The 23248-nt window shown below is 62.2% G+C and carries 18 protein-coding genes; 8 read left to right on the top strand and 10 right to left on the bottom strand.

What is annotated here, in order from left to right; genetic code table 11:
• Positions 1–23: 23 nt before the first annotated feature.
• Together PspCFBP13509_RS32220 and PspCFBP13509_RS20360 are read left to right on the top strand one after the other, a co-directional pair.
• Positions 24–764: a methyl-accepting chemotaxis protein gene (locus PspCFBP13509_RS32220; protein ID WP_370737678.1), complete on the top strand. Its 741-nt coding sequence runs from the start codon at positions 24–26 to the stop codon at positions 762–764.
• Positions 765–890: 126 nt separating this feature from the next.
• Entirely contained in the window at positions 891–1322 is a 432-nt protein-coding gene (locus PspCFBP13509_RS20360; RefSeq protein WP_065924091.1) for a hypothetical protein, read from the top strand.
• Here PspCFBP13509_RS20360 and PspCFBP13509_RS20355 read toward each other — a convergent pair.
• Together PspCFBP13509_RS20355 and cra are read right to left on the bottom strand one after the other, a co-directional pair.
• A complete protein-coding gene (locus PspCFBP13509_RS20355; RefSeq protein ID WP_137212605.1) occupies positions 1269–2045 on the bottom strand; it encodes a TatD family hydrolase in 777 nt (258 codons plus the stop codon). The genes PspCFBP13509_RS20360 and PspCFBP13509_RS20355 overlap by 54 nt on opposite strands.
• A 2-nt stretch (positions 2046–2047) precedes the next feature.
• Positions 2048–3043 carry a catabolite repressor/activator gene (gene cra, locus PspCFBP13509_RS20350; RefSeq protein WP_065924093.1) on the bottom strand — a complete coding sequence of 332 codons (996 nt, stop codon included), beginning with the start codon at positions 3041–3043 and terminating at the stop codon, positions 2048–2050.
• 294 nt (positions 3044–3337) lie between these two features.
• On the opposite strand from cra, the gene ptsP reads away from it, so the two are divergent.
• From ptsP to PspCFBP13509_RS20330, 4 genes are read left to right on the top strand one after another with little or no spacing between them, the layout of a single operon-like run.
• Positions 3338–6196: a phosphoenolpyruvate--protein phosphotransferase gene (gene ptsP / locus PspCFBP13509_RS20345; protein ID WP_137212604.1), complete on the top strand. Its 2859-nt coding sequence runs from the start codon at positions 3338–3340 to the stop codon at positions 6194–6196.
• A complete protein-coding gene (gene pfkB, locus PspCFBP13509_RS20340) occupies positions 6197–7117 on the top strand; it encodes a 1-phosphofructokinase (RefSeq protein WP_065924095.1) in 921 nt (306 codons plus the stop codon).
• An 11-nt stretch (positions 7118–7128) separates the two neighbouring features.
• Positions 7129–8844: a PTS fructose-like transporter subunit IIB gene (locus tag PspCFBP13509_RS20335; RefSeq protein ID WP_137212603.1), complete on the top strand. Its 1716-nt coding sequence runs from the start codon at positions 7129–7131 to the stop codon at positions 8842–8844.
• Positions 8845–8888: 44 nt separating this feature from the next.
• Positions 8889–10430 carry an alkaline phosphatase D family protein gene (locus PspCFBP13509_RS20330; protein ID WP_137212602.1) on the top strand — a complete coding sequence of 514 codons (1542 nt, stop codon included), beginning with the start codon at positions 8889–8891 and terminating at the stop codon, positions 10428–10430.
• Between the two features lie 294 nt (positions 10431–10724).
• On the opposite strand, the gene PspCFBP13509_RS20325 is transcribed toward PspCFBP13509_RS20330, so the two are convergent.
• Complete coding sequence (locus tag PspCFBP13509_RS20325) at positions 10725–13250, bottom strand: PepSY domain-containing protein (protein ID WP_137212601.1); 2526 nt, start codon at positions 13248–13250, stop codon at positions 10725–10727.
• Between the two features lie 132 nt (positions 13251–13382).
• On the bottom strand, positions 13383–15686 hold the full coding sequence (locus tag PspCFBP13509_RS20320; RefSeq protein WP_137212600.1) for a TonB-dependent receptor: 2304 nt from the start codon (positions 15684–15686) through the stop codon (positions 13383–13385).
• A gap of 206 nt (positions 15687–15892) precedes the next feature.
• Here PspCFBP13509_RS20320 and PspCFBP13509_RS20315 point away from each other — a divergent pair, with 206 nt between their 5' ends.
• Positions 15893–16573 carry a Fe2+-dependent dioxygenase gene (locus tag PspCFBP13509_RS20315; protein ID WP_065947104.1) on the top strand — a complete coding sequence of 227 codons (681 nt, stop codon included), beginning with the start codon at positions 15893–15895 and terminating at the stop codon, positions 16571–16573.
• Between the two features lies 1 nt (position 16574).
• Positions 16575–17324 (top strand): tetratricopeptide repeat protein, encoded by a 750-nt coding sequence (locus tag PspCFBP13509_RS20310; protein WP_137212599.1) that lies wholly within the window; start codon positions 16575–16577, stop codon positions 17322–17324.
• A gap of 49 nt (positions 17325–17373) precedes the next feature.
• Here PspCFBP13509_RS20310 and PspCFBP13509_RS20305 read toward each other — a convergent pair whose 3' ends face one another.
• The 6 genes from PspCFBP13509_RS20305 to PspCFBP13509_RS20280 all read right to left on the bottom strand — a co-directional run bounded on the left by PspCFBP13509_RS20305 (position 17374) and on the right by PspCFBP13509_RS20280 (position 23021).
• Positions 17374–18537 carry a type III PLP-dependent enzyme gene (locus PspCFBP13509_RS20305; protein ID WP_014716890.1) on the bottom strand — a complete coding sequence of 388 codons (1164 nt, stop codon included), beginning with the start codon at positions 18535–18537 and terminating at the stop codon, positions 17374–17376.
• Between the two features lie 419 nt (positions 18538–18956).
• Positions 18957–19304, bottom strand: a complete 348-nt coding sequence (locus PspCFBP13509_RS20300) for a hypothetical protein (protein WP_137212598.1) — start codon at positions 19302–19304, stop codon at positions 18957–18959.
• Between the two features lie 230 nt (positions 19305–19534).
• Positions 19535–20692, bottom strand: a complete 1158-nt coding sequence (locus tag PspCFBP13509_RS20295; protein WP_137212597.1) for an osmoprotectant ABC transporter ATP-binding protein OsmV — start codon at positions 20690–20692, stop codon at positions 19535–19537.
• Positions 20689–21342 carry an ABC transporter permease gene (locus PspCFBP13509_RS20290; RefSeq protein WP_027604864.1) on the bottom strand — a complete coding sequence of 218 codons (654 nt, stop codon included), beginning with the start codon at positions 21340–21342 and terminating at the stop codon, positions 20689–20691. The genes PspCFBP13509_RS20295 and PspCFBP13509_RS20290 overlap by 4 nt, the downstream gene beginning before the upstream one ends.
• 12 nt (positions 21343–21354) lie before the next feature.
• Positions 21355–22248: a glycine betaine ABC transporter substrate-binding protein gene (locus PspCFBP13509_RS20285; RefSeq protein WP_137212596.1), complete on the bottom strand. Its 894-nt coding sequence runs from the start codon at positions 22246–22248 to the stop codon at positions 21355–21357.
• Positions 22249–22268: 20 nt separating this feature from the next.
• Positions 22269–23021 (bottom strand): ABC transporter permease, encoded by a 753-nt coding sequence (locus tag PspCFBP13509_RS20280; protein WP_244653856.1) that lies wholly within the window; start codon positions 23019–23021, stop codon positions 22269–22271.
• Between the last annotated feature and the right edge of the window lie 227 nt (positions 23022–23248).

The raw sequence follows: 23248 nt of genomic DNA, 5'->3' as shown, positions 1-23248 counted from the left end.
ATCAGGCGGTCTCTGGCCAGCGCATGCAGATTGAGCAGGTGGCGACGGCCATGAACCAAATGTCCTCCACCGCCCAGGAAGTGGCGCGCAGTGCCGCGGCGGCGGTCAGCAGTGCCCACAGCGTCAACGATGAAACCGTCAATGGCCGTGGCCTGGTGCAATCCCAGCAGGGCAGCATTGCGCGGCTGGCCTCGGAGATCGACCAGTCGGTTAGGGTGATCAACCAGTTGGCCACCGACAGCCAGTCCATCAGCAGCGTCCTGGAGGTGATCAAGAGCATCGCCGAGCAGACCAACCTGCTGGCACTCAATGCGGCCATCGAGGCCGCACGGGCGGGTGAGCAGGGACGCGGCTTTGCCGTGGTGGCCGACGAGGTGCGAACCCTGGCCCGGCGGACCCAGCATTCCACCGAAGAAATCGAGCAAATGATCAGCCGCCTGCACAGCGGCGTGGCCGCAGCCGTGAAGGCCATGGGCACCAGCCATGAAATGGCCAGCGGCACTGTGGAACAGTCGGACAAGGTCCAGCAAGCCCTGGAAAATATCCTCGGTGCCGTGGGCATGATCGTCGATCAGAATCAGCAGATCGCCGCAGCGGTGGAGCAGCAGACCGCCGTCGCCCATGACATCGACCAGAATATCGTCGAAATCAATCGTGCCGGCGAGCATGCTGCCCAAGGCGCGCATCAGACTGAAGCGGCGAGCCGGCAGCTGTCGATACAGGTGATCGAGTTGAAGCAACTGATCGGGGCCTTTCGTGTGTAAGGCGGTGGTGTAGGATTGGTCTTGGGTTGGTGTAGTGCCTGTCCTGATTTCCTGAAGTACCTTTTTTGCGCGGGTGAATGAGTGAAAATTTGTGTCACTCAATCAAGGTCCAAGGGAGGCATGACAATGACCACTGCAGTCGGCGTCAAGGGGCACTGCGCCCATTGCGACATCACGTTCGAACTCAAGCCTTGGCAGTTAAATGCCATCGCCATTGAAGAACCCTTTGATTGCCCGTATTGCCAGCGCGTCCTGGAGCTGAACTGCCCCCGGCAGTTGCGACATTTCAAGGCGCTGGACCATTGGGCGCTGGTACGCCCGAGCATGGCCGTGCTGACGTGTGTGGTGCTGATCGTGGCGCTGGTGACGGAGTGGATTGGCCTGATCAGTGTGGTCGGGCAGCTCAACGTGTCATTGATGGTGCTGCTGGTGCACTTCCTGGTGCTGCGCTATGTCCGTCATCGGCAGCGAATGACCTTGAACCTGCAAGCGGTGACCCCGGTACTACCAATTGAACAGCTCGCACGCATTGCGTGTGCTCGCCTCGGCCAGCGCTAGGGGGCTGGTGCCCATGCGCTCGGCCAGGGCGGTGCAGATCGCCGGCAGGTGCTGCGGGCTGTTGCGCTGGCCCGGGTACATGGCCGGCGCCATGTCGGGGGCGTCGGTTTCCAGTACGACCGCGTTCAACGGCAGCTGTGCCAGCACTTTATGCATGCGCAGGGCCTGGGGCCATGTGGCTGCGCCGCCCAGGCCGAGCTTGAACCCGAGCTTGATGTATTCGTGGGCTTCTTCCCGGCTGCCGGCAAACGCGTGGATGATGCCGCCCCGTGGCAGGCGGATGCGCTTGAGCGTGGCGATCACGGCCGCGTGGCTGCGGCGTACGTGGAGCAGCGCCGGCAGTTGGAAGTCCACCGCCAGTTTGAGCTGGGCTTCGAACAGGCTTTGCTGGCCTTCGCGATCCAGCTGTTCAACAAAGTAATCCAGGCCGATCTCACCTACCGCGCAGAGCTGTCGATGGCCGTGGAGGCGGGTCAACCAGTCTCCCAACTCCGTCAGGTCGGCGGGCTTGTGCTCATCGAGGTACACCGGATGCAGGCCAAAGGCCGCGAACAAGCCGGCATCCGCCTGCACCAGATCCCACAGCCGCTGCCAGTTCTGCTGATACACCCCCAACACCACCATGCGCCGCACGCCCAACTCACGGCTGTGGGCGAGGACTTCCCGGCGATCGCTGTCGAAGTCCGGGAAGTCCAGGTGGGTGTGGGTGTCGATCAGCTCCACGCTCAGGCCTCGTGGATACGCTGCTTGAAGGTCCGGCCGATGGCGTGCACGCCCGGTTGGTACTGTTCTTCTTCAATGGCGGCCAGGGCCAGGCGCAGGGCGGTGTCGGCAATCAGCTGATGTTGCTGGGCCATGGCGTTGACCGGCAGCGGCAGGAAGTCCAGCAACTGGGTGTCACCAAACGTGCCCAGGCGCAGCGGGCGTGACTTGAGCGGGAAGTCATGCAGTGCGTCGAACACGCCTTGCAGCAGCACGTAGGACGTGGTCACCAAGGCGTCAGGCAAGTGCCCCAGTTGATGCAGAAGTTGCTCCATCAGCTGTCGGCCACAGTCGCGGCTGAAGGCTTCGCCGTGTTCGACGATGACCTCGCCGGTGAAACCGTCAAGCGCTTCACGGAAACCGGCCGCACGCTCCTGGCTGATGCTCAGCTCGGGCCGCGCGCCAATCAGCACGATCTGCTTGGGCAACGGTTGCAGCAAGCTGCTGGTCAGTTGCTGGCAGGCCTGGCGGTCGTCGCTGACCACCGAGCAGAACTGGTCCGCCCCCATCACCCGGTCGATGGCAATCACCGGCAAACCCTTGGCTTGCAGCTCGCGGTAACTGTCATCGCTGGCCGGCAGGCAACTGGCGACGAACAGCGCGTCGCAACGGCGGGCGCGGAACAGTTGCAGCAGTTGGCGCTCGCTCTCGGCTTCATCGTCTGAACTGGCGATCAGCAACTGATAGCCGCGGGCCCGTGCACCTTGCTCCAGCAGCTTGGCGATGCGTGCGTAACTGGGGTTTTCCAGATCCGGGAGGATGAACCCCAGGGTACGGGTATGCCGGCTGCGCAGCCCGGCGGCCTGGGGGTTGGGCGTAAAGCCATGGGCTTCAACCACGGCACGCACGCGCTCGACGGTCGCGCTGCTGATGCGTTGCTGTGCGGCTTTGCCATTGATGACATAGCTGGCGGTGGTCACGGACACACCGGCCAGACGTGCGATATCACTGAGTTTCAAACCGGGATTTCCTTGTTTTTTGGAGCTCGCCCCGACATTTTGTCCAATCGTAACCGATTCCTGCACACGACTAATGTCTCAGCTCAAGTGCCGAGTGGTCCTTCAAGGATGCGCAATTAACGCGTAACCTGCCATAAATTCTAGATTAAACGTTTCAGCCAGCGTATTTTTACGACGTTAGCTACTGAGTACCTACTGCCAATTGACTACTCAGTCAGCTGTCCCGGAACACCATTACACTGTTTTATTCAAAACAATACCTAGTGCGTCCATCGCACTAACTAGGAGAACGGCATGCTTGAGCTCACTGTAGAGCAGATTTCCATGGGCCAGGTGGCTGTGGATAAATCTGCTGCCCTGCACCTGCTCGCTGACAAACTGGTGGCTGATGGGCTGGTCGCCGAGGGGTATCTCAGCGGCTTGCAAGCCCGTGAAGCCCAAGGCTCGACCTTTCTTGGCCAAGGTATTGCCATCCCCCATGGCACCCCCGAAACCCGCGACCAGGTGTTTTCCACTGGCGTGCGCCTGTTGCAGTTCCCCGAAGGCGTGGACTGGGGCGATGGGCAGATTGTGTACCTGGCCATTGGTATTGCCGCCAAATCCGACGAACACCTGCGCCTGCTGCAACTGCTCACCCGCGCCCTCGGTGAAACCGACCTGGGCCAGGCGCTGCGTCGCGCCGGCACGGCTGAAGCCTTGCTGAAACTGCTGCAGGGCGCACCTCAGGAGCTGGCGCTGGACGCGCAGATGATCAGCCTGGGCGTGTCTGCCGATGACTTCGAAGAGCTTGTCTGGAGAGGCGCACGCCTGCTGCGCCAGGCCGATTGCGTCAGCAATGGGTTTGCCGCAGTGCTGCAACAGGTCGATGCGTTGCCCCTGGGTGATGGCCTGTGGTGGCTGCACAGCGAGCAGACGGTCAAGCGCCCGGGCCTGGCGTTTGTTACGCCCGACAAGCCCATGCGCTATCTCGGCCAGCCCCTTAACGGCCTGTTCTGCCTGGCCAGCCTGGGTGAAGCCCATCAGGCCTTGCTTGAACGCTTGTGCGCCTTGTTGATTGAAGGCCGTGGCCAGGAATTGGGGCGCGCCACCAGCAGCCGCGCGGTGCTCGAAGTGCTCGGCGGTGAGCTGCCACCTGACTGGCCCAGCGCCCGCATTACCCTGGCTAACGCCCACGGCCTGCACGCACGGCCGGCGAAGATCCTCGCGCAATTGGCCAAAAGTTTTGAAGGCGACATCCGCGTGCGCATCGTTGACGGCCCGGTAGGCGCCGTGTCGGTGAAGAGCCTGAGCAAGCTGCTGAGCCTTGGCGCCCGGCGTGGCCAGGTGCTGGAATTTGTTGCTGAACCGACGATTGCCGGCGATGCGTTGCCCGCGCTGCTGGCCGCCGTCGAAGAGGGCCTGGGCGAAGAGGTCGAGCCACTGCCGACCGTGAGCGCACAGCCCGAAGCCCTTGATATTGCGCCAGTGATCAGCGCGCCACAGGCCGGCAGCCAGCTCCAGGCCATCGCCGCGGCGCCGGGCATTGCCATTGGCCCTGCACATATCCAGATTCAACAGGTGTTCGATTACCCCTTGCGCGGCGAGTCCTCGGCCATTGAGCGCCAGCGCCTGCAAGATGCCCTGGCCGATGTGCGCCGGGATATCCAGGGCCTGATCGAACGCAGCCAGGCCAAAGCCATCCGCGAGATTTTCATCACCCACCAGGAAATGCTCGACGACCCGGAACTCACCGACGAAGTCGACACCCGTCTCAAGCAAGGTGAAAGCGCACAAGCGGCGTGGATGAGCGTGATCGAAGCCGCCGCCAAGCAGCAGGAATCGTTGCAGGATGCCTTGCTTGCCGAGCGCGCCGCCGACCTGCGCGACATCGGTCGCCGGGTGCTGGCGCAATTGTGCGGCGTTGAAACCGCCCAGGAACCGAGCGAGGCCTACATCCTGGTGATGGACGAAGTCGGCCCTTCCGACGTCGCGCGCCTGGACCCGGCCCGCGTCGCCGGCATCCTCACCGCCCGCGGCGGCGCGACGGCCCACAGCGCTATTGTCGCGCGGGCCCTCGGTATTCCCGCGTTGGTCGGTGCCGGCCCGGCGGTATTGCTGCTGGCCGCCGGCACGCCGTTGTTGCTGGATGGCCAGCGCGGTCGCCTGCATGTAGACCCCGATGCAGCCACCCTGCAACGTGCCACCGTCGAGCGCGATACCCGTGAGCAACGCTTGCAGGCCGCCTCGGCCCAGCGCCACGAACCGGCGCTGACCCGTGATGGTCACGCCGTGGAAGTGTTCGCCAATATCGGCGAAAGCGCCGGTGTGGCCAGCGCCGTGGAGCAGGGCGCCGAAGGCATTGGTTTGCTGCGCACCGAACTGATTTTCATGGCCCACCCCCAAGCCCCGGACGAAGCCACCCAGGAAGCCGAGTACCGCCGTGTGCTCGACGGCCTCGGTGGCCGCCCGCTGGTGGTGCGCACCCTCGATGTGGGCGGCGACAAACCGCTGCCGTATTGGCCGATTGCCGAGGAAGAAAACCCCTTCCTCGGCGTACGCGGTATTCGCCTGACCCTGCAACGCCCGCAGATCATGGAAGCGCAATTGCGCGCACTGCTGCGCTCGGCGGATAACCGCCCGTTGCGCATCATGTTCCCGATGGTCGGCAGCGTGGATGAATGGCGTGCCGCCCGCGACATGACCGAACGCCTGCGCCTGGAAATCCCGGTGGCCGACCTGCAACTGGGGATCATGATCGAAGTGCCGTCCGCCGCACTGTTGGCGCCGGTGCTGGCCAAGGAAGTGGACTTCTTCAGTGTCGGCACCAACGACCTGACCCAGTACACCCTGGCCATCGACCGTGGCCACCCGACCTTGTCGGCCCAGGCCGATGGCCTGCACCCGGCGGTATTGCAACTGATCGACATCACCGTGCGTGCGGCCCATGCCCATGGCAAATGGGTCGGCGTGTGCGGCGAACTGGCGGCGGACCCGCTGGCGGTGCCGGTGCTGGTCGGCCTGGGTGTGGATGAGTTGAGCGTGTCGGCCCGCAGCATTCCCGAAGTGAAGGCGCGGGTGCGTGAATTCAGTCTGAGCGAGGCCCAGGGCCTGGCGCAAAAAGCACTGGCGGTGGGTTCGCCCGCCGAAGTGCGTGCCCTTGTGGAGGCCGTGTAGATGGCAAGGATTCTGACCCTGACGCTGAACCCGGCGTTGGACCTGACGGTACGCCTGGCGCGCCTGGAACCGGGTGAAGTCAACCGCAGCGAAACCCTGCTCACCCATGCCGCCGGCAAGGGCGTGAATGTGGCGCAAGTCTTGGCCGACCTGGGCCATCAAGTGACCGTGGGCGGTTTTCTCGGCGAGGACAATCCCCAAGCCTTCGAGGCGCTGATTGCACAACGTGGTTTTGCCGACGCGTTTATCCGCGTGCCCGGCGAAACCCGCAGCAATATCAAGATTGCCGAGCAGGACGGCCGGGTCACCGACATCAATGCGCCGGGGCCGTTGGTCAGTGAGCAGGCGCAGCAAGCGTTGCTCGACCAATTGACGCGCATTGCGCCGGGCCATGATGCGGTGGTCGTCGCCGGCAGCTTGCCGTGTGGCGTCAGCCCGCAGTGGTTGCAGGGGCTGTTGGAACACCTGAAGCGTCTGGGCTTGAAAGTCGCCCTGGACACCAGCGGCGAGGCGCTGCGTGCCGGTCTCAAGGCGGCCCCGTGGTTGATCAAACCCAATACCGAAGAGCTCGCCGATGCCCTGGGCAATGCCACCAACGTCATCAGCCAACTGCATCAGCAGGGTGTTGAACATGTGGTCGTCTCCGACGGTGCCGCGGGCGTGAGCTGGTACAGCCGGGCCACCACCCTGCATGCCACGCCGCCCAAGGTGACGGTGGCCAGTACGGTAGGTGCCGGCGATTCGCTGCTGGCCGGGATGCTCCATGGTTTGCTTGAGTCTGAAGCGCCTGAACAAACCCTGCGTCGCGCCACGGCAATTGCCGCCATGGCGGTGACACAGATCGGTTTCGGCATCCGCGACGCCGCGCAGCTGGCGCGTCTTGAAAGCGGCGTCGCTGTACGCCCGCTGACAGAACAATAAGAGGGTTTGTCATGAAGTTAGCCATTGTTACTGCCTGCCCGAACGGCATGGTCACCAGTGTGCTGTGCGCCCGCTTGTTGGACGCCGCCGCTCAACGCCAGGGCTGGAGCACCAGCGTCGAGGTGGTGGATGTACAGCGCCCGGAGCGCCAGTTGTCCCAGGCCACCATCGACGCCGCCGAATGGGTGTTGCTGGTCAGCAGCACGGCGGTGGATATGCAGCGGTTTGTCGGCAAGCGGGTGTTCCAGAGCACACCGGCCCAGGCGCTGGCGGATGTCGAGGCGGTGTTGCGCCGGGGCGCTGAAGAAGCCCAAGAGTATGTCGTCAGCCAGGCAGCGGCTGCGTCGAAGCATGCCCCGTGCATCGTCGCGATTACCGCATGCCCGACCGGCGTGGCCCATACCTTCATGGCCGCCGAAGCCTTGCAACAGACCGCCAAGCGCCTGGGCTATGACTTGCAGGTCGAGACCCAGGGCTCGGTCGGTGCGCGTACGCCGTTGAGCCCCGAGGCCATCGCCAATGCCGACGTGGTGCTGCTGGCGGCCGACATCGAAGTGGCCACCGAGCGTTTCGCCGGCAAGAAGATCTACCGTTGCGGCACCGGTATTGCGCTCAAGCAATCCGAGGCCACCCTCAACAAGGCCCTGGCCGAAGGCGCGGTGGAAAGTGCGGGCAGCGGTGCCGTGGCCAAGAAAGAAAAAACCGGCGTCTACAAACACCTGCTGACCGGTGTGTCGTTCATGTTGCCGATGGTGGTGGCGGGCGGGTTGCTGATCGCCTTGTCGTTCGTGTTTGGCATTCATGCGTTTGAACAGGAAGGCACCCTGGCCGCTGCGCTGAAAACCGTCGGCGACCGCGCCTTTATGCTGATGGTGCCGTTGCTGGCGGGTTACATCGCTTACTCGATTGCCGACCGCCCGGGGATTGCTCCCGGCATGATCGGTGGTCTGTTGGCGGGCACGTTGGGAGCCGGTTTTATCGGCGGGATCTTCGCCGGGTTTCTCGCCGGTTATTGCGTCAAGCTGATCACCCGTGTGGTGAAGTTGCCGCAGAGCCTGGAAGCACTCAAGCCGATCCTGATCATTCCGCTGCTGGCAAGCCTGTTCACGGGCCTGGCGATGATCTACCTGGTGGGACCGCCGGTGGCGCGCATGCTCACGGGCCTGACCGATTTTCTCGCGACCATGGGCACCACCAATGCGGTGCTGCTGGGCATCCTGTTGGGCGGCATGATGTGTGTCGACCTGGGCGGGCCGATCAACAAGGCGGCGTATGCGTTTTCCGTCGGCTTGCTGGCGGCACAGAGCGGCGCACCGATGGCCGCGACCATGGCGGCGGGCATGGTGCCGCCAATCGGCATGGGCATCGCCACGTTCCTGGCGCGACGCAAGTTCGCCCAGACCGAACGCGAGGCCGGCAAGGCCGCGATGATCCTGGGCATGTGCTTTATCTCCGAGGGCGCGATCCCGTTTGCCGCCAAGGACCCGCTGCGCGTGATCCCGGCCAGCATCGCCGGTGGCGCGTTGACCGGGGCGCTGTCGATGTACTTCGGCTGCAAACTGGCGGCGCCCCACGGCGGCCTGTTTGTGCTGGTGATCCCGAATGCGATGAACCATGCGCTGCTGTACCTGCTGGCAATCGTTGCCGGTAGCCTGCTGACCGGTTTGGTGTATGCGCTGATCAAGCGTCCTGAAGTGGTGGAGCTTGCTGTCGCACCGGTGTCATAAGCGCATGCTTTAGTGGCCCTTTTGATACTCAAGAGGGCACCTGCATGAGCCACTTCGATCTCGGCCGTCGCCGTGTGATGCAAGCCGTCGGCGCCGGTCTGCTGCTGCCGGGCCTGGCCCCGGCGGTGATCGCGTCGATCAAGGACCGGCCGCAACTCACCGACGGCGTGCAGTCCGGCGACCTGCTCGGTGATCGCGCGATGATCTGGAGCCGCAGCGACCGCCCGGCGCGCATGGTGGTGGAGTGGGACACCCGCAGCGTGTTCAGCAACCCGCGCAAATTCGTCTCGTCCCTGGCCGACAACCGCACCGACTTTACCGCCCGCGTCGAACTCACCGGGCTGCCCGCCGACCAGGCGATTTTCTACCGCGTGCACTTTGAGGACGCCCAGACCGGCGTCGCCAGCGAGCCGTGGTTCGGCCACCTGCGCAGCGTGCCGCAACAACGCCGCGACATCCGGTTTGTGTGGAGCGGCGACACCGTCGGCCAAGGCTTTGGCATCAACCCGGACATCGGCGGTATGCGCATCTACGAAGCCATGCGCCTGCGCCTGCCGGACTTCTTTATCCACAGCGGCGACACCATCTACGCCGACGGCCCGGTGCCCGCGCAGTTGCCCACCGAGGGCGGGCGCATCTGGCGCAATATCACCACCGAAGCCAAGAGCAAGGTCGCCGAAACCCTCGACGAGTATCGCGGCAACTACCGCTACAACCTGCTGGACGAAAACGTGCGTCGCTTCAATGCCGAGGTGCCGCAGATCTGGCAGTGGGATGACCATGAAGTGGTGAATAACTGGTCGCCCGGCAAGCAACTTGACGAGCGCTACCAGACCAAGGACATCAACACCTTGGTGAGCCGCGCACGCCAGGCCTGGCTTGAGTATTCACCCATGCGCCGGCAAAGCGCAGACGGCGGCGGGCGGATTTATCGCACGCTCAGTTATGGCCCGTTGCTGGATGTATTCGTGCTCGACATGCGCAGCTATCGCGGCCCCAACGATGACAACCTGGGCGGTGAAAAACCCTTCCTCGGCCGCGAGCAGTTGGACTGGCTCAAGCGCGAACTCAAGGTCTCCCAGGCGCGGTGGAAGGTGATCGCCGCCGACATGCCCATCGGCCTCGGCGTGCCCGACGGCGAAGTCAGCCCCGGCGTGCCGCGCTGGGAAGCCATCGCCAATAATGATCCAGGCCCGGCGCAAGGCCGCGAGCTGGAAATCGCCGAATTACTCGGCTTTCTGCGCGCGCAAAAGGTACGCAACCATGTGTGGTTGACGGCGGATGTGCATTACTGCGCGGCCCATCACTACCACCCGGATCGGGCGGCGTTCCAGGATTTCGAGCCGTTCTGGGAGTTTGTCGCCGGGCCTCTGAATGCGGGCAGCTTCGGTCCGAATCCCTTGGATAAAACCTTTGGCCCTGAGGTGGTGTTCGAGAAGGCACCGCCTGCGCAGAACACCTCGCCGTTTGCCGGGTTTCAGTTTTTTGGCGAAGTGCAGATTGACGGGCAGACAGCGGAGTTGACCGTGATTTTGCGCGACCTGGACGGGGTCTCGGTATTCGAACAGAAGCTGCAACCGGTCTGACCTGAAATGCAATGCAATGCAAATGTGGGAGGGGGCTTGTCCTAATGCCAGTCAGTTAAGGAGGAACACTGTAACTGTGGTGAGCGGGCTTGCCCCGCGTTGGGCTGCGCAGCAGCCCCAAAACACAGCCCCGGACCTGCCTGGCACACTGCAGCGCTCTTATTGGGGCTGCTGCGCAGCCCAACGCGGGCGGTGCGACGATTCGACAAGCCCGCTCGCCACAGGTTACTGTTTGCCCGTTCTATCTCTTAACTGATCGGCATTAGGACAAGCCCCTTCCCACATTGGATCACATCAGTAGACATCCCGGCGGTAGCGCCCCTGTTCGATCAAGCGCTCCACTGCTTCACTCCCGAGGATGTCGACCAGCGCCTGGTCCACGCCCGTCGCCATCCCCTGCAAGCTGCCGCACACATAAATCGCCGCGCCGTCCACGAGCCATTTACGCAGGACATCGGCGGATTCACGCAGGCGATCCTGCACATAGATTTTCTCCTCCTGATCCCGGGAAAACGCCAGGTCCAGCAGGGCCAGGTCACCACTGGCCAGCCAGCCTTGCAGCTCGTCCCGGCACAGGTAGTCGTGGGCGATGGTGCGTTCGCCGAACAGCAGCCAGTTGCGCTGCTGGCCATCGGCAATGCGCGCCTTGAGCAAGCTGCGCAAACCGGCCAGGCCGGTGCCGTTACCCAGCAGGATCAATGGCACCGGCGCCTCCGGCAGGTGGAAGCCACTGTTACGGCGCAAGCGCAGGCTGATCGCCGAACCAATGGCCGCATGCTCGGTGAGCCAGCCCGAGCCCACACCCAGGCTGCCGTCGAGGTGGCGTTCCTGGCGCACGATCAATTCCAGCACGCCGTCGCTGGCGATCGAGGCGATGGAGTATTCGCGCATGCCCAGGGGCGCGAGCGCGTTCACCAGCGCTTGAGCGTGCAGGCCGACCAGGTGCGCCCGGTTGTCCGGCAGTTGGCGGGTCGCAAGGGCCTGGTTGAGTGTGTGTGGCAGGCCGTCGATCAGCACGCCGTCGGTGCCGATCAGCCCCAGGCCTTCGAGGAAGTGCTCGATGGCCCACGGGCAATTGCGCGGCAGGATTTCCACCAGGTCGCCGGCCAGCCAGTTTTGTTTCGATGGCGATGTGAGGCCCAGCAGGTAGACGTCCGAGCTGGCGCTGCCGGGGTTGAGCAGGGTGCGCTGGCTCAGCGTCCAGTTTTCATACTGGGCGGTCGGCCAGGCGGCGGCGGGTGCCTGGCCCGTCAGCTGTCCAAGCTGTTGTTGCCAGTGCAGCAGGGCGGCACTGTCGCCGCTGTCCACTTCCACCGGCGCGAACAGTGGGTTACCGCCCTGGTGGGTCAGCCAGAAATGCAGGCGCCGGGCAAAGCCACAGAAGTGTTGGTACTGGCGATCACCCAGGGCCAGTACCGAGTAGTTCAGGCCTTTGAGTGACAGATCCTGGCCGAGCACGCTGCGCTCGAAACTGCGGGCGCTGTCGGGCGCTTCGCCGTCGCCGAAGGTGCTGACTACGAACAGCGCATTTTCCGACTGGCGCAAGTCGTCCTGGCTGACACTGCCCAGAGGCTGCACCTTCACCGGCAGGCCGGCCGCCTGCAATTGCCCGGCGGTCTGCCAGGCCAGTTGCTCGGCAAACCCGCTCTGGCTGGCAAAGCCGATCAGCCAGGCCGGGGCATCACTGTGGTTGGTACTGAGGCCTTTGCGCGCGTCGCGCACCTGGCGCTTTTTGCGGCGACGGTCCAGGTACAGCAGCCAGCCGGTGATGAAGAACAGCGGCATGAGCAGCGAGCTGACAGTGAGGATAATGCGCCCCGCCAGGCCGAAATAACTGCCGGTGTGCAGCGCGTAGATGCTGGTGAGTAACTGCGACTTGAAAGTTTTGCCGGCGTACGTGTCATGGGATTTGACCTCGCCGGTGGCCGGGTCCAGGTTGATCTGGTTCAGTGCGCGGTCGTGGGGGGAGTCTTTGAGCAGGTAATAGACGATGGCGGGTTGCCCGGCGACGGCTGGCATGCGGATGTTATAGGCACTCAAGCCTGGGCCGGCGTTGCTGTAGATGCTGCTCCAGATCGCGTCGTAGTTGGCCACCGGTGCCGGGCCTGCGGGCGGTGGGCCGCGCTTGCGCATCCGTTCATTCTGCGGCGCGTCGGACAGCAGTTTGGTCAGGCCCTGGCTGTACCAGTCGTAGGACCAGGACAGGCCGGTCAGCGCCGCCAGCAGGTAGGCCAGCAGGCACCAGGTGCCGAACACCGAATGCAAATCCCAGTTGAAGCTGCGGCCCTTTTTGCGCCAGTCCAGCGTCAGCCAGGCACGCCAGTTGGCGACCTGGCGCGGCCAGCGCAGGTACAGGCCGGACAGGCAGAAGAACACCAGGATCAGCGTGCAGGCGCCGGTGATCTGCCGGCCGGTTTCGCCCATGGCCAGGAAGCGGTGCAGTTGCAGGATAAAACCGAGTACATCCTGGCCGACCGCGTCGCCCATGTAGTCGCCGGTGTAGGGGTCGAAATAGCGCATCTGGCCACGGCGCTCGCCCGGCGGCGGGGTGAAGAACACGCGGGCGGCATTGCCGCTTTCGCTTTCCACCCACAGCATGGACACGGCCTTGCCTTCGGTGGCTTCCAGCTTGCGCACCAGCTCGGCGGGCGGCAGCACGCCGGCTTCGCGTTTCTCCACGCTCAACACGCTCGGGTTGAGCGCCCGCAGAATCTCATCCTGAAACGAGACCGCAGCCCCGGTGATCCCCATCAAGGCCAGCACCAGCCCGGCAGTGATGCCGAAGAACCAGTGCAACTGGAACAGGGTTTTCTTCAACACGTCGGACCGCCTCGTCTATCTGAATATGTAGGGCACGGCGCGCATTATGCCGTGGGTTGTCGAGAAACATTCTGTTTGACATGCAAAAGCCCCACGCATCCGATGCGTGGGGCTTTGTGGGCTGCTGACCGTTTAGAAGTGGAAGCTTGTGGACAGCAGCGCCGTGCGGCCCGCCGCCTGGTTGGCGAAGTGCGAGGCGTAGGCTTTGTCGTAATAGGTCTTGTCTGTCAGGTTCTGCACGTTCAATTGCAGGTCGACGTTTTTGCTCAGCTTATAGCTGGCCATGGCGTCGTAGCGGGTGTAGGAGGGCACATACACGGTGTTGGCCGCATCGCCGTAAACCTGATCGACGTAGAACGCGCCACCGCCGATGGTCAGCTTCGGGGTCACGTTATATGTGGTCCACAGGCTGAACGAGTTCTCCGGCGTGTTGGGCATTTGGTTGCCTTTGTTGGAACCGGCCTGGACGACGCCCTGGCGGTTGCCGTTTTTGCCTGGGTCAACCAGTTCGGCTTTCAGGTAGCTGTAGCCGGCGAATACTTGCCACTGTTCGGTGATCTTGCCGCTGGCGGACAGTTCCAGGCCATCGACCCGCGACTCGCCTGCCGTTTCGTAGGTGTTGGAGTCCACCAGGATGCGGGTGTTTTTCTTCTCGGTACGGAACACTGCGGCAGACAGGGACAGGCGGTTGTGGAACAGGTCCCACTTGGTGCCCAGCTCGTAGTTGACGGTTTCTTCGGGCTTGAGGTCGCTGGTGTTGATGCCGGTAGGAATCGCATTGCTGTCGACTCCTTCGCCCACCAGTCCACCTGCCGGTGAGGCCGAGGTCGCGTAGGAGGTGTAGATGCTGCCGTTCTCCAAAGGCTTCCAGACCAGGCCGGCCTGCCAGTTGAAGAACTGGCTGTCGTCCTTGACCTTGCTGCGCGCCCTGACCGTCGAGGTCGGTACGGCGTTGGTGTTGGCTTCGGTGTCGAAGGTGTCGTAGCGCAGGCCGACGTTCAGCAGCCATTTCGGATCGAGTTCGATGGTGTCGAAGACGTAGGCGGCACGGCTGGTGGCCTTGGTGTTGGTGCCGTTGTAATTGCGCGCGATGCTGCCGGTCCAGGCGTCGTCCGGATTCGGGTTGCTCAGCGAGGTGCACTGTCCACCCCGGCCGCCGCCGGCCACGGTGCACGTCGGGTTGCTGTTCGGTGTGACGGTGTAACCGCTGACGCGGGTTTCTTCGCCGGTGAATTCCAGGCCGGTGGAGTAGCTGTGCTTGAAGCCAAGCGCCTGGAAATTGCCGAACAGATCTGTCTGGTTGGTGGTGGTCGTGGTGGTGGAGACGCGAGTGTTCGCGCGACGCCACACGGTGCCGAAACGGTTGACGTTGCGTTGGCTATCGTCCGGCTGCGTGAGCACGTAGTCCTGGCCGGTGCTGCCATGGCGCAGGGTGTTTTTCAGCGTCATGTCGTCGTTCAGGTCGTGCTCGATGGAGAACGTGCTGATGTCCGCGCGGGTCTTGCGGAAGTCGCGGTCCTTGAGACCGTAGAAGTTATTGCTGTCGCCGCCGTCGGTGGGTTTGTCGTGCACGTGAGTGGTGGCGGTCGAAGAGCTGTAGCCATACGGAATGCCCGAGTCCGGCAGGTCATTGCTTTCCATATGGTAGTAGCTGAGGTTGACGCGGGTCGGGGTGCCCAGGCCGAAGGTCAGCGATGGGGCCACGCCCCAGCGGTCGTAATTGACCGCGTCACGGCCAGCCACGTTCTGTTCGTGGCTCATCAGGTTCAGGCGGAACGCGGCGCTGTCGTCGAGGAACTGACGGTTCACGTCGAGTACATAGCGGCGGGTCTGGTCGGAACCGTAAGTGAAGCCGCCGTTGGTGAAGTCCCGGGCTTGCGGGGTCTTGCTCACCAGGTTGAGGCTGCCACCGGCCGAGCCACGACCGCCGAAGGAGGAGTTCGGGCCTTTGCTGACTTCGATGGACTCGATGTCGAAAATCTCACGGCTCTGGCCGCCGGTGTCGCGCACGCCGTCCAGGTAGGTGTCGCCCTGGGCGTCGAAACCACGGATGAATGGACGGTCGCCCTGCGGGTTGCCGCCCTCGCCGGCGCCGAAGGTAATCCCCGGTACGGTGCGCAGGGCATCCTGCAACGAGGTGGCGGCGGTGTCCTTGAGGACTTGTTGTGGCACCACGGTCACCGAGCGCGGCGTGTCTACCAGCGGCGCGGTGTATTTTTGCGACGAGGCTTTTTCGACCTGGTACGCGGTGTTGTCCTGTTCTTCGCCGGTGATGCTGGTGGCGCCGAGGGCGATGCTGTTGCGCTGGCCTTTTTGTTCAGTGTCTTCGGCCGCCTGCGCCAGATGGGCAACAGAGCTGGCGCTGAGCGCAACGCCGATGGCCGAAGCCAGCATACGGGGTGAGCCAACAGGTGTTTTTGTGGTGGTGCGCGACATGACGTGTCCTTTCCCCAAGGAGGTGAGGCGGCGGAATATAGGGCGAACAAGACTTTCTATCAATTGCGATACATTACTATTCGCACTGAATTTACATTCTTTACACTTTTGCCTTACGGTTTTTACGTTCTCGTTCGTCTCCGGCGTTTTACAGGGCGGATAAGAATCAATACCATTGGCGCCTCTTTGCCTACAGGTATTGCCCCATGCTGCTGCACATTCCCGGCCTGTTCTCTCGCGAGGAAGTGCAGCGCATCCGCCACGCCCTGGAAACCGCCGATTGGGCCGATGGCAAAATCACCGCCGGGCACCAGTCCGCCAAAGCCAAGCACAACCTGCAATTGCCCGAAGGCCACCCGCTGGCCAAGGAGATCGGCGCGGCAATGCTCGAACGGTTGTGGAAAAATCCTCTGTTTATGTCAGCGGCGTTACCGCACAAGGTCTTCCCGCCGCTGCTCAATTGCTACACGGCTGGTGGCAGCTTCGATTTCCATATCGACAATGCCGTGCGCCAGGCCAGGGGCAGCCATGAACGGGTGCGCACGGACCTGTCGTCCACGCTGTTCTTCAGCGACCCGGACGACTATGACGGCGGCGAACTGGAGATCCAGGACACTTTCGGCCTGCAGCGCGTGAAGTTGCCGGCCGGCGATATGGTGTTGTATCCAGGCTCCAGCCTGCACAAAGTCAACGCCGTGACCCGAGGTGCGCGCTATGCCGCGTTTTTCTGGACCCAAAGCCTGGTGCGCGAAGACAGCCAGCGCACCCTGCTGTTCGAGATGGACGGCGCCATCCAGCAATTGAGCCGTGATGTACCCGACCACCCTGGGTTGATCCAGCTCACCGGCACCTATCACAACCTGTTGCGTCGCTGGGTCGAGGTCTGACATGGGCTTTTTATTGCGCCGCGAAGAAGTGCTCAACGTTGAGCAATTGCAGGGCATGCTCGACGACTCGCCGGTGCGCGCGGCCCAGGCGATTTTGATCGCGGCCAAGGAGGGCGTGGTGGATGCCCAGGCCTTGCTCGGGCAAATCCTGCTGGAAGGCCGCGGTATTGCGCGCGATGAAGCGCTGGCGCTGCGGTGGTTCCAGATTGCGGCGCAGGGCGGGCATTTAATGGCGCGCAATATGGCCGGGCGTTGCCTGGAGCATGGCTGGGGGTGTGCCATCGACGAAGCGGCGGCTGCGCGGGAATACCGCTTGGCGGCAGACGCGGGATTGGATTGGGGCCAGTACAACTATGCCAATCTGCTGGCGACGGGCCGGGGTGTTGCCGAGAACCCGCAGCACGCGCTGGCCCTGTATCGGCAAGCCGCAGAACAGGGGCATGCCAAGTCGATGAACCTGCTGGGGCGCTACCTGGAAGACGCTCAGGTTTGCCCGAGGGACCTGGAGGCGGCTGTGGAGTGGTATCGACGCTCAGCCGAGGCCGGGGATTTTCGCGGGCAGTTCAGTTACGCGGCGGTGTTGGCCGACAGGGGCCAGGTCGAGGCGGCGCTGGAGTGGTTGCGCAAGGCGCTGGCGGGCGGAAATCTCAAGTTCCTGCGAACAGCCCACAAGGCCTTGGCGGCGGCGAGTGATCCGCGGGTTCGAGCGCTGGCCGAGGCCTTCCGCCAACGGGCCGCGAGCCTTGCCTGAGGCATAAAAAAACCCATGACATGTCATGGGCTTCTTGTGTGCGGCCGTCTTACACGTAGAACGACTTCAACGGCGGAAAGCCATTGAACTCAACCGCGCTGTAGCTGGTGGTATAGGCACCGGTCGACAGCCAGTACAAGCGATCACCGATCGCCAGGTTCAGCGGCAGGCCGTACTTGTAGTTTTCGTACATGATGTCGGCGCTGTCGCAGGTCGGGCCGGCGATGACCACTTCTTCCATCTCGCCTTTCTTCTCGGTCCAGATCGGGAACTTGATGGCTTCGTCCATGGTTTCGATCAGGCCGGAGAACTTGCCCACATCCGTGTACACCCAACGCTCGACGGCGGTACGGGATTTACGTGCAACCAATACCACTTCACTGACCAGGATGCCGGCGTTGGCGATCAGCGAACGGCCTGGCTCGAGGATGATTTCCGGCAGGTCATCGCCGAAGTCTTCCTTGAGGAAGCGGATGATTTCTTCGGCGTAGGTTTCCAGGCTGTTGGTGCGGGTGATGTAGTTGGCCGGGAAGCCGCCGCCCATGTTGATCAGCTTGAGGTGGATGCCGTCTTCTTCCTTCAGGCGCTCGAAGATCACCTTGACCTTGGCGATTGCCGCGTCCCACACGCTGATGTCGCGTTGCTGCGAGCCAACGTGGAACGAAATGCCGTAGGGCACCAGGCCGAGGTCACGAGCGAGGATCAGCAGGTCCATGGCCATGTCGGTCTGGCAGCCGAATTTGCGCGACAGAGGCCAGTCAGCCGTGGTCGAGCCTTCGGTGAGGATACGTACATACACTTTCGACCCCGGCGCGGCCTTGGCGATATTGCGCAGGTCGGCTTCGGAGTCGGTGGAGAACAGGCGCACGCCCTTCTCGTAGAAGTAGCGGATGTCCTTGGATTTCTTGATGGTGTTGCCGTAGCTGATACGGTCGGCGCTGACGCCGCGGTCCATGACCTTGTCCAGCTCGTAGATCGAGGCGATATCGAAGCTCGAGCCTTTGTCTTTCAACAGGTCGATGATCTCCACGGCCGGGTTGGCCTTGACCGCGTAATACACCTTGGCGAATTCGAAACCGGCGCGCAGGTCATCGTAGGCCTGGCTGATCATCGCGGTGTCGATCACCACGAACGGGGTTTCCTGTTTGTCGGCGAACGCCTTCATTTTGTCAAAAGTGGCGCGCGCGAAATAATCTTCGACGTTGATCGACATGCTGGGAACTCCTAAGGGCAAACTAAATTGATCAATGGGTGCAAATGAACGTCCTCCGTATCCCCACTTTGGTTCGCCTACTTCCCAAGGCATGTCGCCGAAAGCAAAAAGGCCATGGGAATAGTCGCTTCCCTTGGCCTTGCTGTCTCGTCGTCAGTACTTGAGCCGGATGGATCGTTTCCAGCATGGACGTTCGGCGCGAACTTTAGGACGTGAGGGGCCATAGATCAACTAAAAATGTCGCGTTTTTGCACGCGTTCGTCGCGCGATGGCGTGCAGCTACTTATGTAACCGACAGGTGTGACGGATTGATGTTCCCCAAAAGAGGAAATTTGAAGGCGTTTCAGCGCTTTCGAGGCGAAGGAGCAAGTGCCTTCGCCACGAAGGCTAACAGTGTGGGCCAGTCAGCCAACAACCCGTCAGAACGGAATCAGGCTGAAGCTATGGGTCTTCCTAATGTTTGGGTATTGAGTCGTGGAAACGGTAAATGAAACGTTGGTACTGATCTGTACATTCCTTACCGTCAGCGTACCGTTCAATTGCCCCGGACCTGATGTGAAGGTGGCCCCTGGTGTGCTTGTACTCCAGGTTGTGGTGACGTTTGGAATCGCGGTGCCGCGCTCGTCCACGAGCTGGGCAGCGATAGTCAATTTGAAGTCTTCGCCTCGTTTGACACGCTGTGGATCATCGATTCCACCGATGATCATTTCCGCTGGGGCCCGGGGTTTTTCCCCGGAGATTGGAGTGGCCGATTCTTTCGTACTCATAGGTAGCCTCGTAGGTTCAAGACGTTATGTGCAAGAGCGTTTCGATGTGTCGAGGGGTATTGGAACCTATTCCTAAATACTAGGAACCTGTGAGTTCTGACAGTCTTTAAGGCTTAGTTAGAATGAGATTTGCGCGGCTTATAGCGTCCTGACTCGGCTCATGCACTGCCGGGTTGTGGAAACCTCGAGCAGTGATGGGCCGTTTCAACGTGAATGGGTCTAACTGTGCGTCAGCTCAAGGCTGTTTCAGCCGGCGAAACGATACTGGTCTTGCCCCCACGGGACTTACCGGAACTCAGGTACTCGGCAATCGACTCCTGGGTCACTTCACCCAGGAACACCCGTTCCGCATCCATCACCGGCAACCACGAGCGGTTGAACTCGTACATGCGCGACAACAGGATGCGCAAATGCTCGTCATACGCCGCCGTGGCGTTGAACTCGCGCAGGTACTGGCCGCAAGTGCCGGTCTGACGGTGCAGGTCGCGACGTCGTACATAGCCCAGCGCTTTGTTCTCGGCACAGGTGACGACCACATAACGGCGGTCGGTTTCGTCCATCAGCTCCAGGGCCTCGGCCACCGGAGTTTCTGGGCTCACCGATGGGGCGTTGTCCGCCGCATCTTCAGCCTTCACCAGCAGCAGGCGCTTGAGGGTGCTGTCCTGGCCCACGAAGTTGCTGACGAACTCATCGGCTGGATGCGCCAGCAGGGTGTCCGGGTGGTCGATCTGCAGCAGCTTGCCAGCGCGGAAGATGGCGATCTTGTCACCCAGCTTGATGGCTTCGTCGATGTCGTGGCTGACCATGATCACGGTCTTGTTCAGCGCACGTTGCATCTCGAAGAACTCGTTCTGGATCATCTCGCGGTTGATCGGGTCGACCGCGCCGAACGGCTCATCCATCAGCAGCAGCGGGGCGTCGGCCGCCAGTGCGCGGATCACGCCGATCCGCTGTTGCTGGCCGCCCGACAGTTCACGCGGGTAGCGATGCAGGTACTGCTTGGGTTCCAGCTTGATCATGCTCATCAACTCGCGGGCGCGGTCGTGGCATTTCTGCTTGTCCCAACCCAGCAGCTTGGGCACGACCACGATGTTTTCCTCGATGGTCATGTTCGGGAACAGGCCGATCTGCTGGATCACATAGCCGATGTTGCGACGCAGGGTCACTTCATCGAGGTCGGTGGTGTCTTCGCCGTTGATCAGGATCTTGCCCGAGGTCGGCTTGATCAGGCGGTTGATCATTTTCAGCGTGGTGCTCTTGCCGCAGCCCGAAGGGCCGAGGAATACGCAAATCTCGCCTTCGTTGACGGTCAGGCTTACGTCGTTCACGGCCGAAACAGTTTTGCCGTTGCTTTGAAAAGTCTTGGTCAGGTTTTGAAGTTCGATCATTTGAGCAGTCCTTTTGGAGTCAGCGAGCGTTGCAGCCATTGCAGAAGCAGGTCGGCGAAGATGGCCAGGAGACTGACCAGCACGGCGCCGACGATCAGCATCGACATGTCGCTGCGGCTGATGGAAGCCAGAATAAGTACACCCAGGCCACCGGCACCGATGGTGGCGGCGATGGTCATGACGCCAATGTTCATCACCACGGCGGTACGCACGCCGGCGAGGATCACGGGCACGGCGATGGGCAGTTCGACCATGCGCAGGCGCTGGCCGAAGGTCATGCCGATGCCTTTGGCGGCTTCGCGAATGCCCGGTTCAACGCCGGTGAGGGCCAGGTAGGTGTTACGCATGATCGGCAGCAGGGAGTAGAGGAACACGGCGGTGATCGCCGGCATCGGCCCCAGGCCCTGGCCGAATTTGGAGTAGAACGGCAGCAGCAGGCCGAACAGGGCGATGGACGGTACGGTCAGCAGCACCGTGGCGCTGGCTTGCAGGGGGCCGGCGAGGGTCGGGAAGCGGGTCATCAGCACGCCGAGGGGCACGCCGACGACAATCGCCAGGATGACCGCGATACCGACCAGGGTGATGTGCTGCCAGGTCAGGTGCAGGACCTGGGCCCAATCAAGATGGGAAAAGGCGTTCAGGAATTCCATGTCTTCTCCTTCTTAGTTGATCGGATGTTGGCGCAGGAAATCGGCGGCAACAGCGGAGGGGCTTTCATGGTCGACGTCGACCCGCGCGTTCAGCTGACGCATGGTTTGGTCGTCGAACAGATTGGCCAGCGGCTTGAGCTCAGCAGCCAATTGCGGGTGCTTGTCGAGGTATTCCTGACGTACCACCGGCGCGGCGGTGTAGTCCGGGAAGTAGTGCATGTCATCCGCCAGCAGCTTGAGCTTGAAGGCGTTCAGACGACCGTCAGTGGTGTAGACCAGGCCCGCAAACACCTGGCCATTACGCAGGGCGGTGTAGACCAGACCGGCGTCCATCTGCCGGGTGTTTTTGCGCGTGAGGTTCATGTCGTACAGCTTGACCATGCCGGCCAGGCCGTCGGAGCGGTTGGCGAACTCGGTGTCCAGGGCCACCAGGCGGTGTTCCTTGGTATCTGCCGCCATGGCCTTGGTGAGGTCGCTGATGCTGTTGATCTCGGGATGTTCTTCAGCGACTTTCTCCGGCAGTGCCAGGGCGTAGGTGTTACTGAAGCGCGACGGCGACAGCCAGACCAGGCCTTTTTTCGCGTCGAGTTCTTTCACTCGGGCGTAGGACTGTTCGCTGTCGAGCTTCTCATCGACATGGTTGTAGGCCACGAGCGACACGCCGGTGTATTCCCAGATCAGGTCCAGTTGCCCGCTTTCCTGGGCACTGCGCGCCAGGTTGCTGCCCAGGCCGCCGGTCACCCGGGTGTCATAGCCCTTGGTGCGCAGGTACTGGGAGGTGATTTCGGCCAGCAGGGTCTGTTCGGTGAACACCCGCGCGCCAATGCGGATCACGGGTTTTTCGGCAGCTTGCGCAAAACCTGCAAACAGCAGGACGCAGCTCAGTATCAAGGTGATTTTTTTCATGTGTATTCCTTTGCCAAGCCTTAAGACGGACGCAACCCGCGTTCCAGCCAGAGGCGGCTGGCCATGGTCACCAGGCCGTCGAGCAGCAACGCCAGCAACGCGGTGCATGCGGCACCCAGCAGCAATTGCGGCTGATTGTTCAGGGCGATGCCGGGGAAAATCAGGCTGCCCAGGCTGTTGGCACCAATCAGGAACGCCAGCGGCGCGGTACCCACGTTGATCGCCAGGGCCACGCGCACACCGCCGATGATGATTGGCACGGCGTTGGGCAATTCGACGCGAAACAGCACCTGGCGCGGGGTCATGCCGATGCCGGTGGCGGCTTCTTTCAACGAGCCTTGAACGTTTTTGAGGCCTTCGTAGGTGTTGCGCACGATGGGCAACAAGGAGGCGAGGAACAGCGCGAAGATGGCCGGGCCACTGCCGATGCCGAGGACGCCGAGGGCGATGGCCAGTACGGCCAGGGGCGGGACGGTGTTGCCGATGTTGAAGATCTGCATGAAGCGTTCTGCGCGCCCGACCATGTTTGGTCGGCTAAGCAGGATACCGGCGGGGATGCCCACGACGAGGGCGGCCAGCATGGAGACTAGAACCAGGATCAAATGAGCTTGCAGGTAAAACAACAAATCGTCGCGGTACAGTTCGATCGTGTTGATGCCGATCCAGTGGACCAGCAGGGCCAGGAGAGCGACGACAACCACTCCTCCTATCAGCCCTTTGCCATAGCGAATAGCCACAGGCGGACTCCTTTTTTCTTTTGTCGGCGAACACATTTCCGAGCGGCAGTGCCATTCCTGGCTGTCGGCAAATGTGGTCGCGAAAAGCAGCTCGCCAATACCGGCAACGCGGTATCAAATCGAGCCATGAGCGCAGCCTCGTCAGGCTAACTTGCTGATTTTTCAGCCCCTGTTACGAGTGCGGTAGCAGGGGAGTGGACGTCTCTACCTTTTAAAAGGTTCCATACTTGGCAGCATTTAGCCACCCCCAATGGGGTGAACGG

It is taken from the genome of Pseudomonas sp. CFBP13509 (assembly GCF_005233485.1).
GTDB classification, from domain to species: domain Bacteria; phylum Pseudomonadota; class Gammaproteobacteria; order Pseudomonadales; family Pseudomonadaceae; genus Aquipseudomonas; species Aquipseudomonas marginalis.
This window is presented reverse-complemented; position numbering and strand designations above follow the sequence as displayed.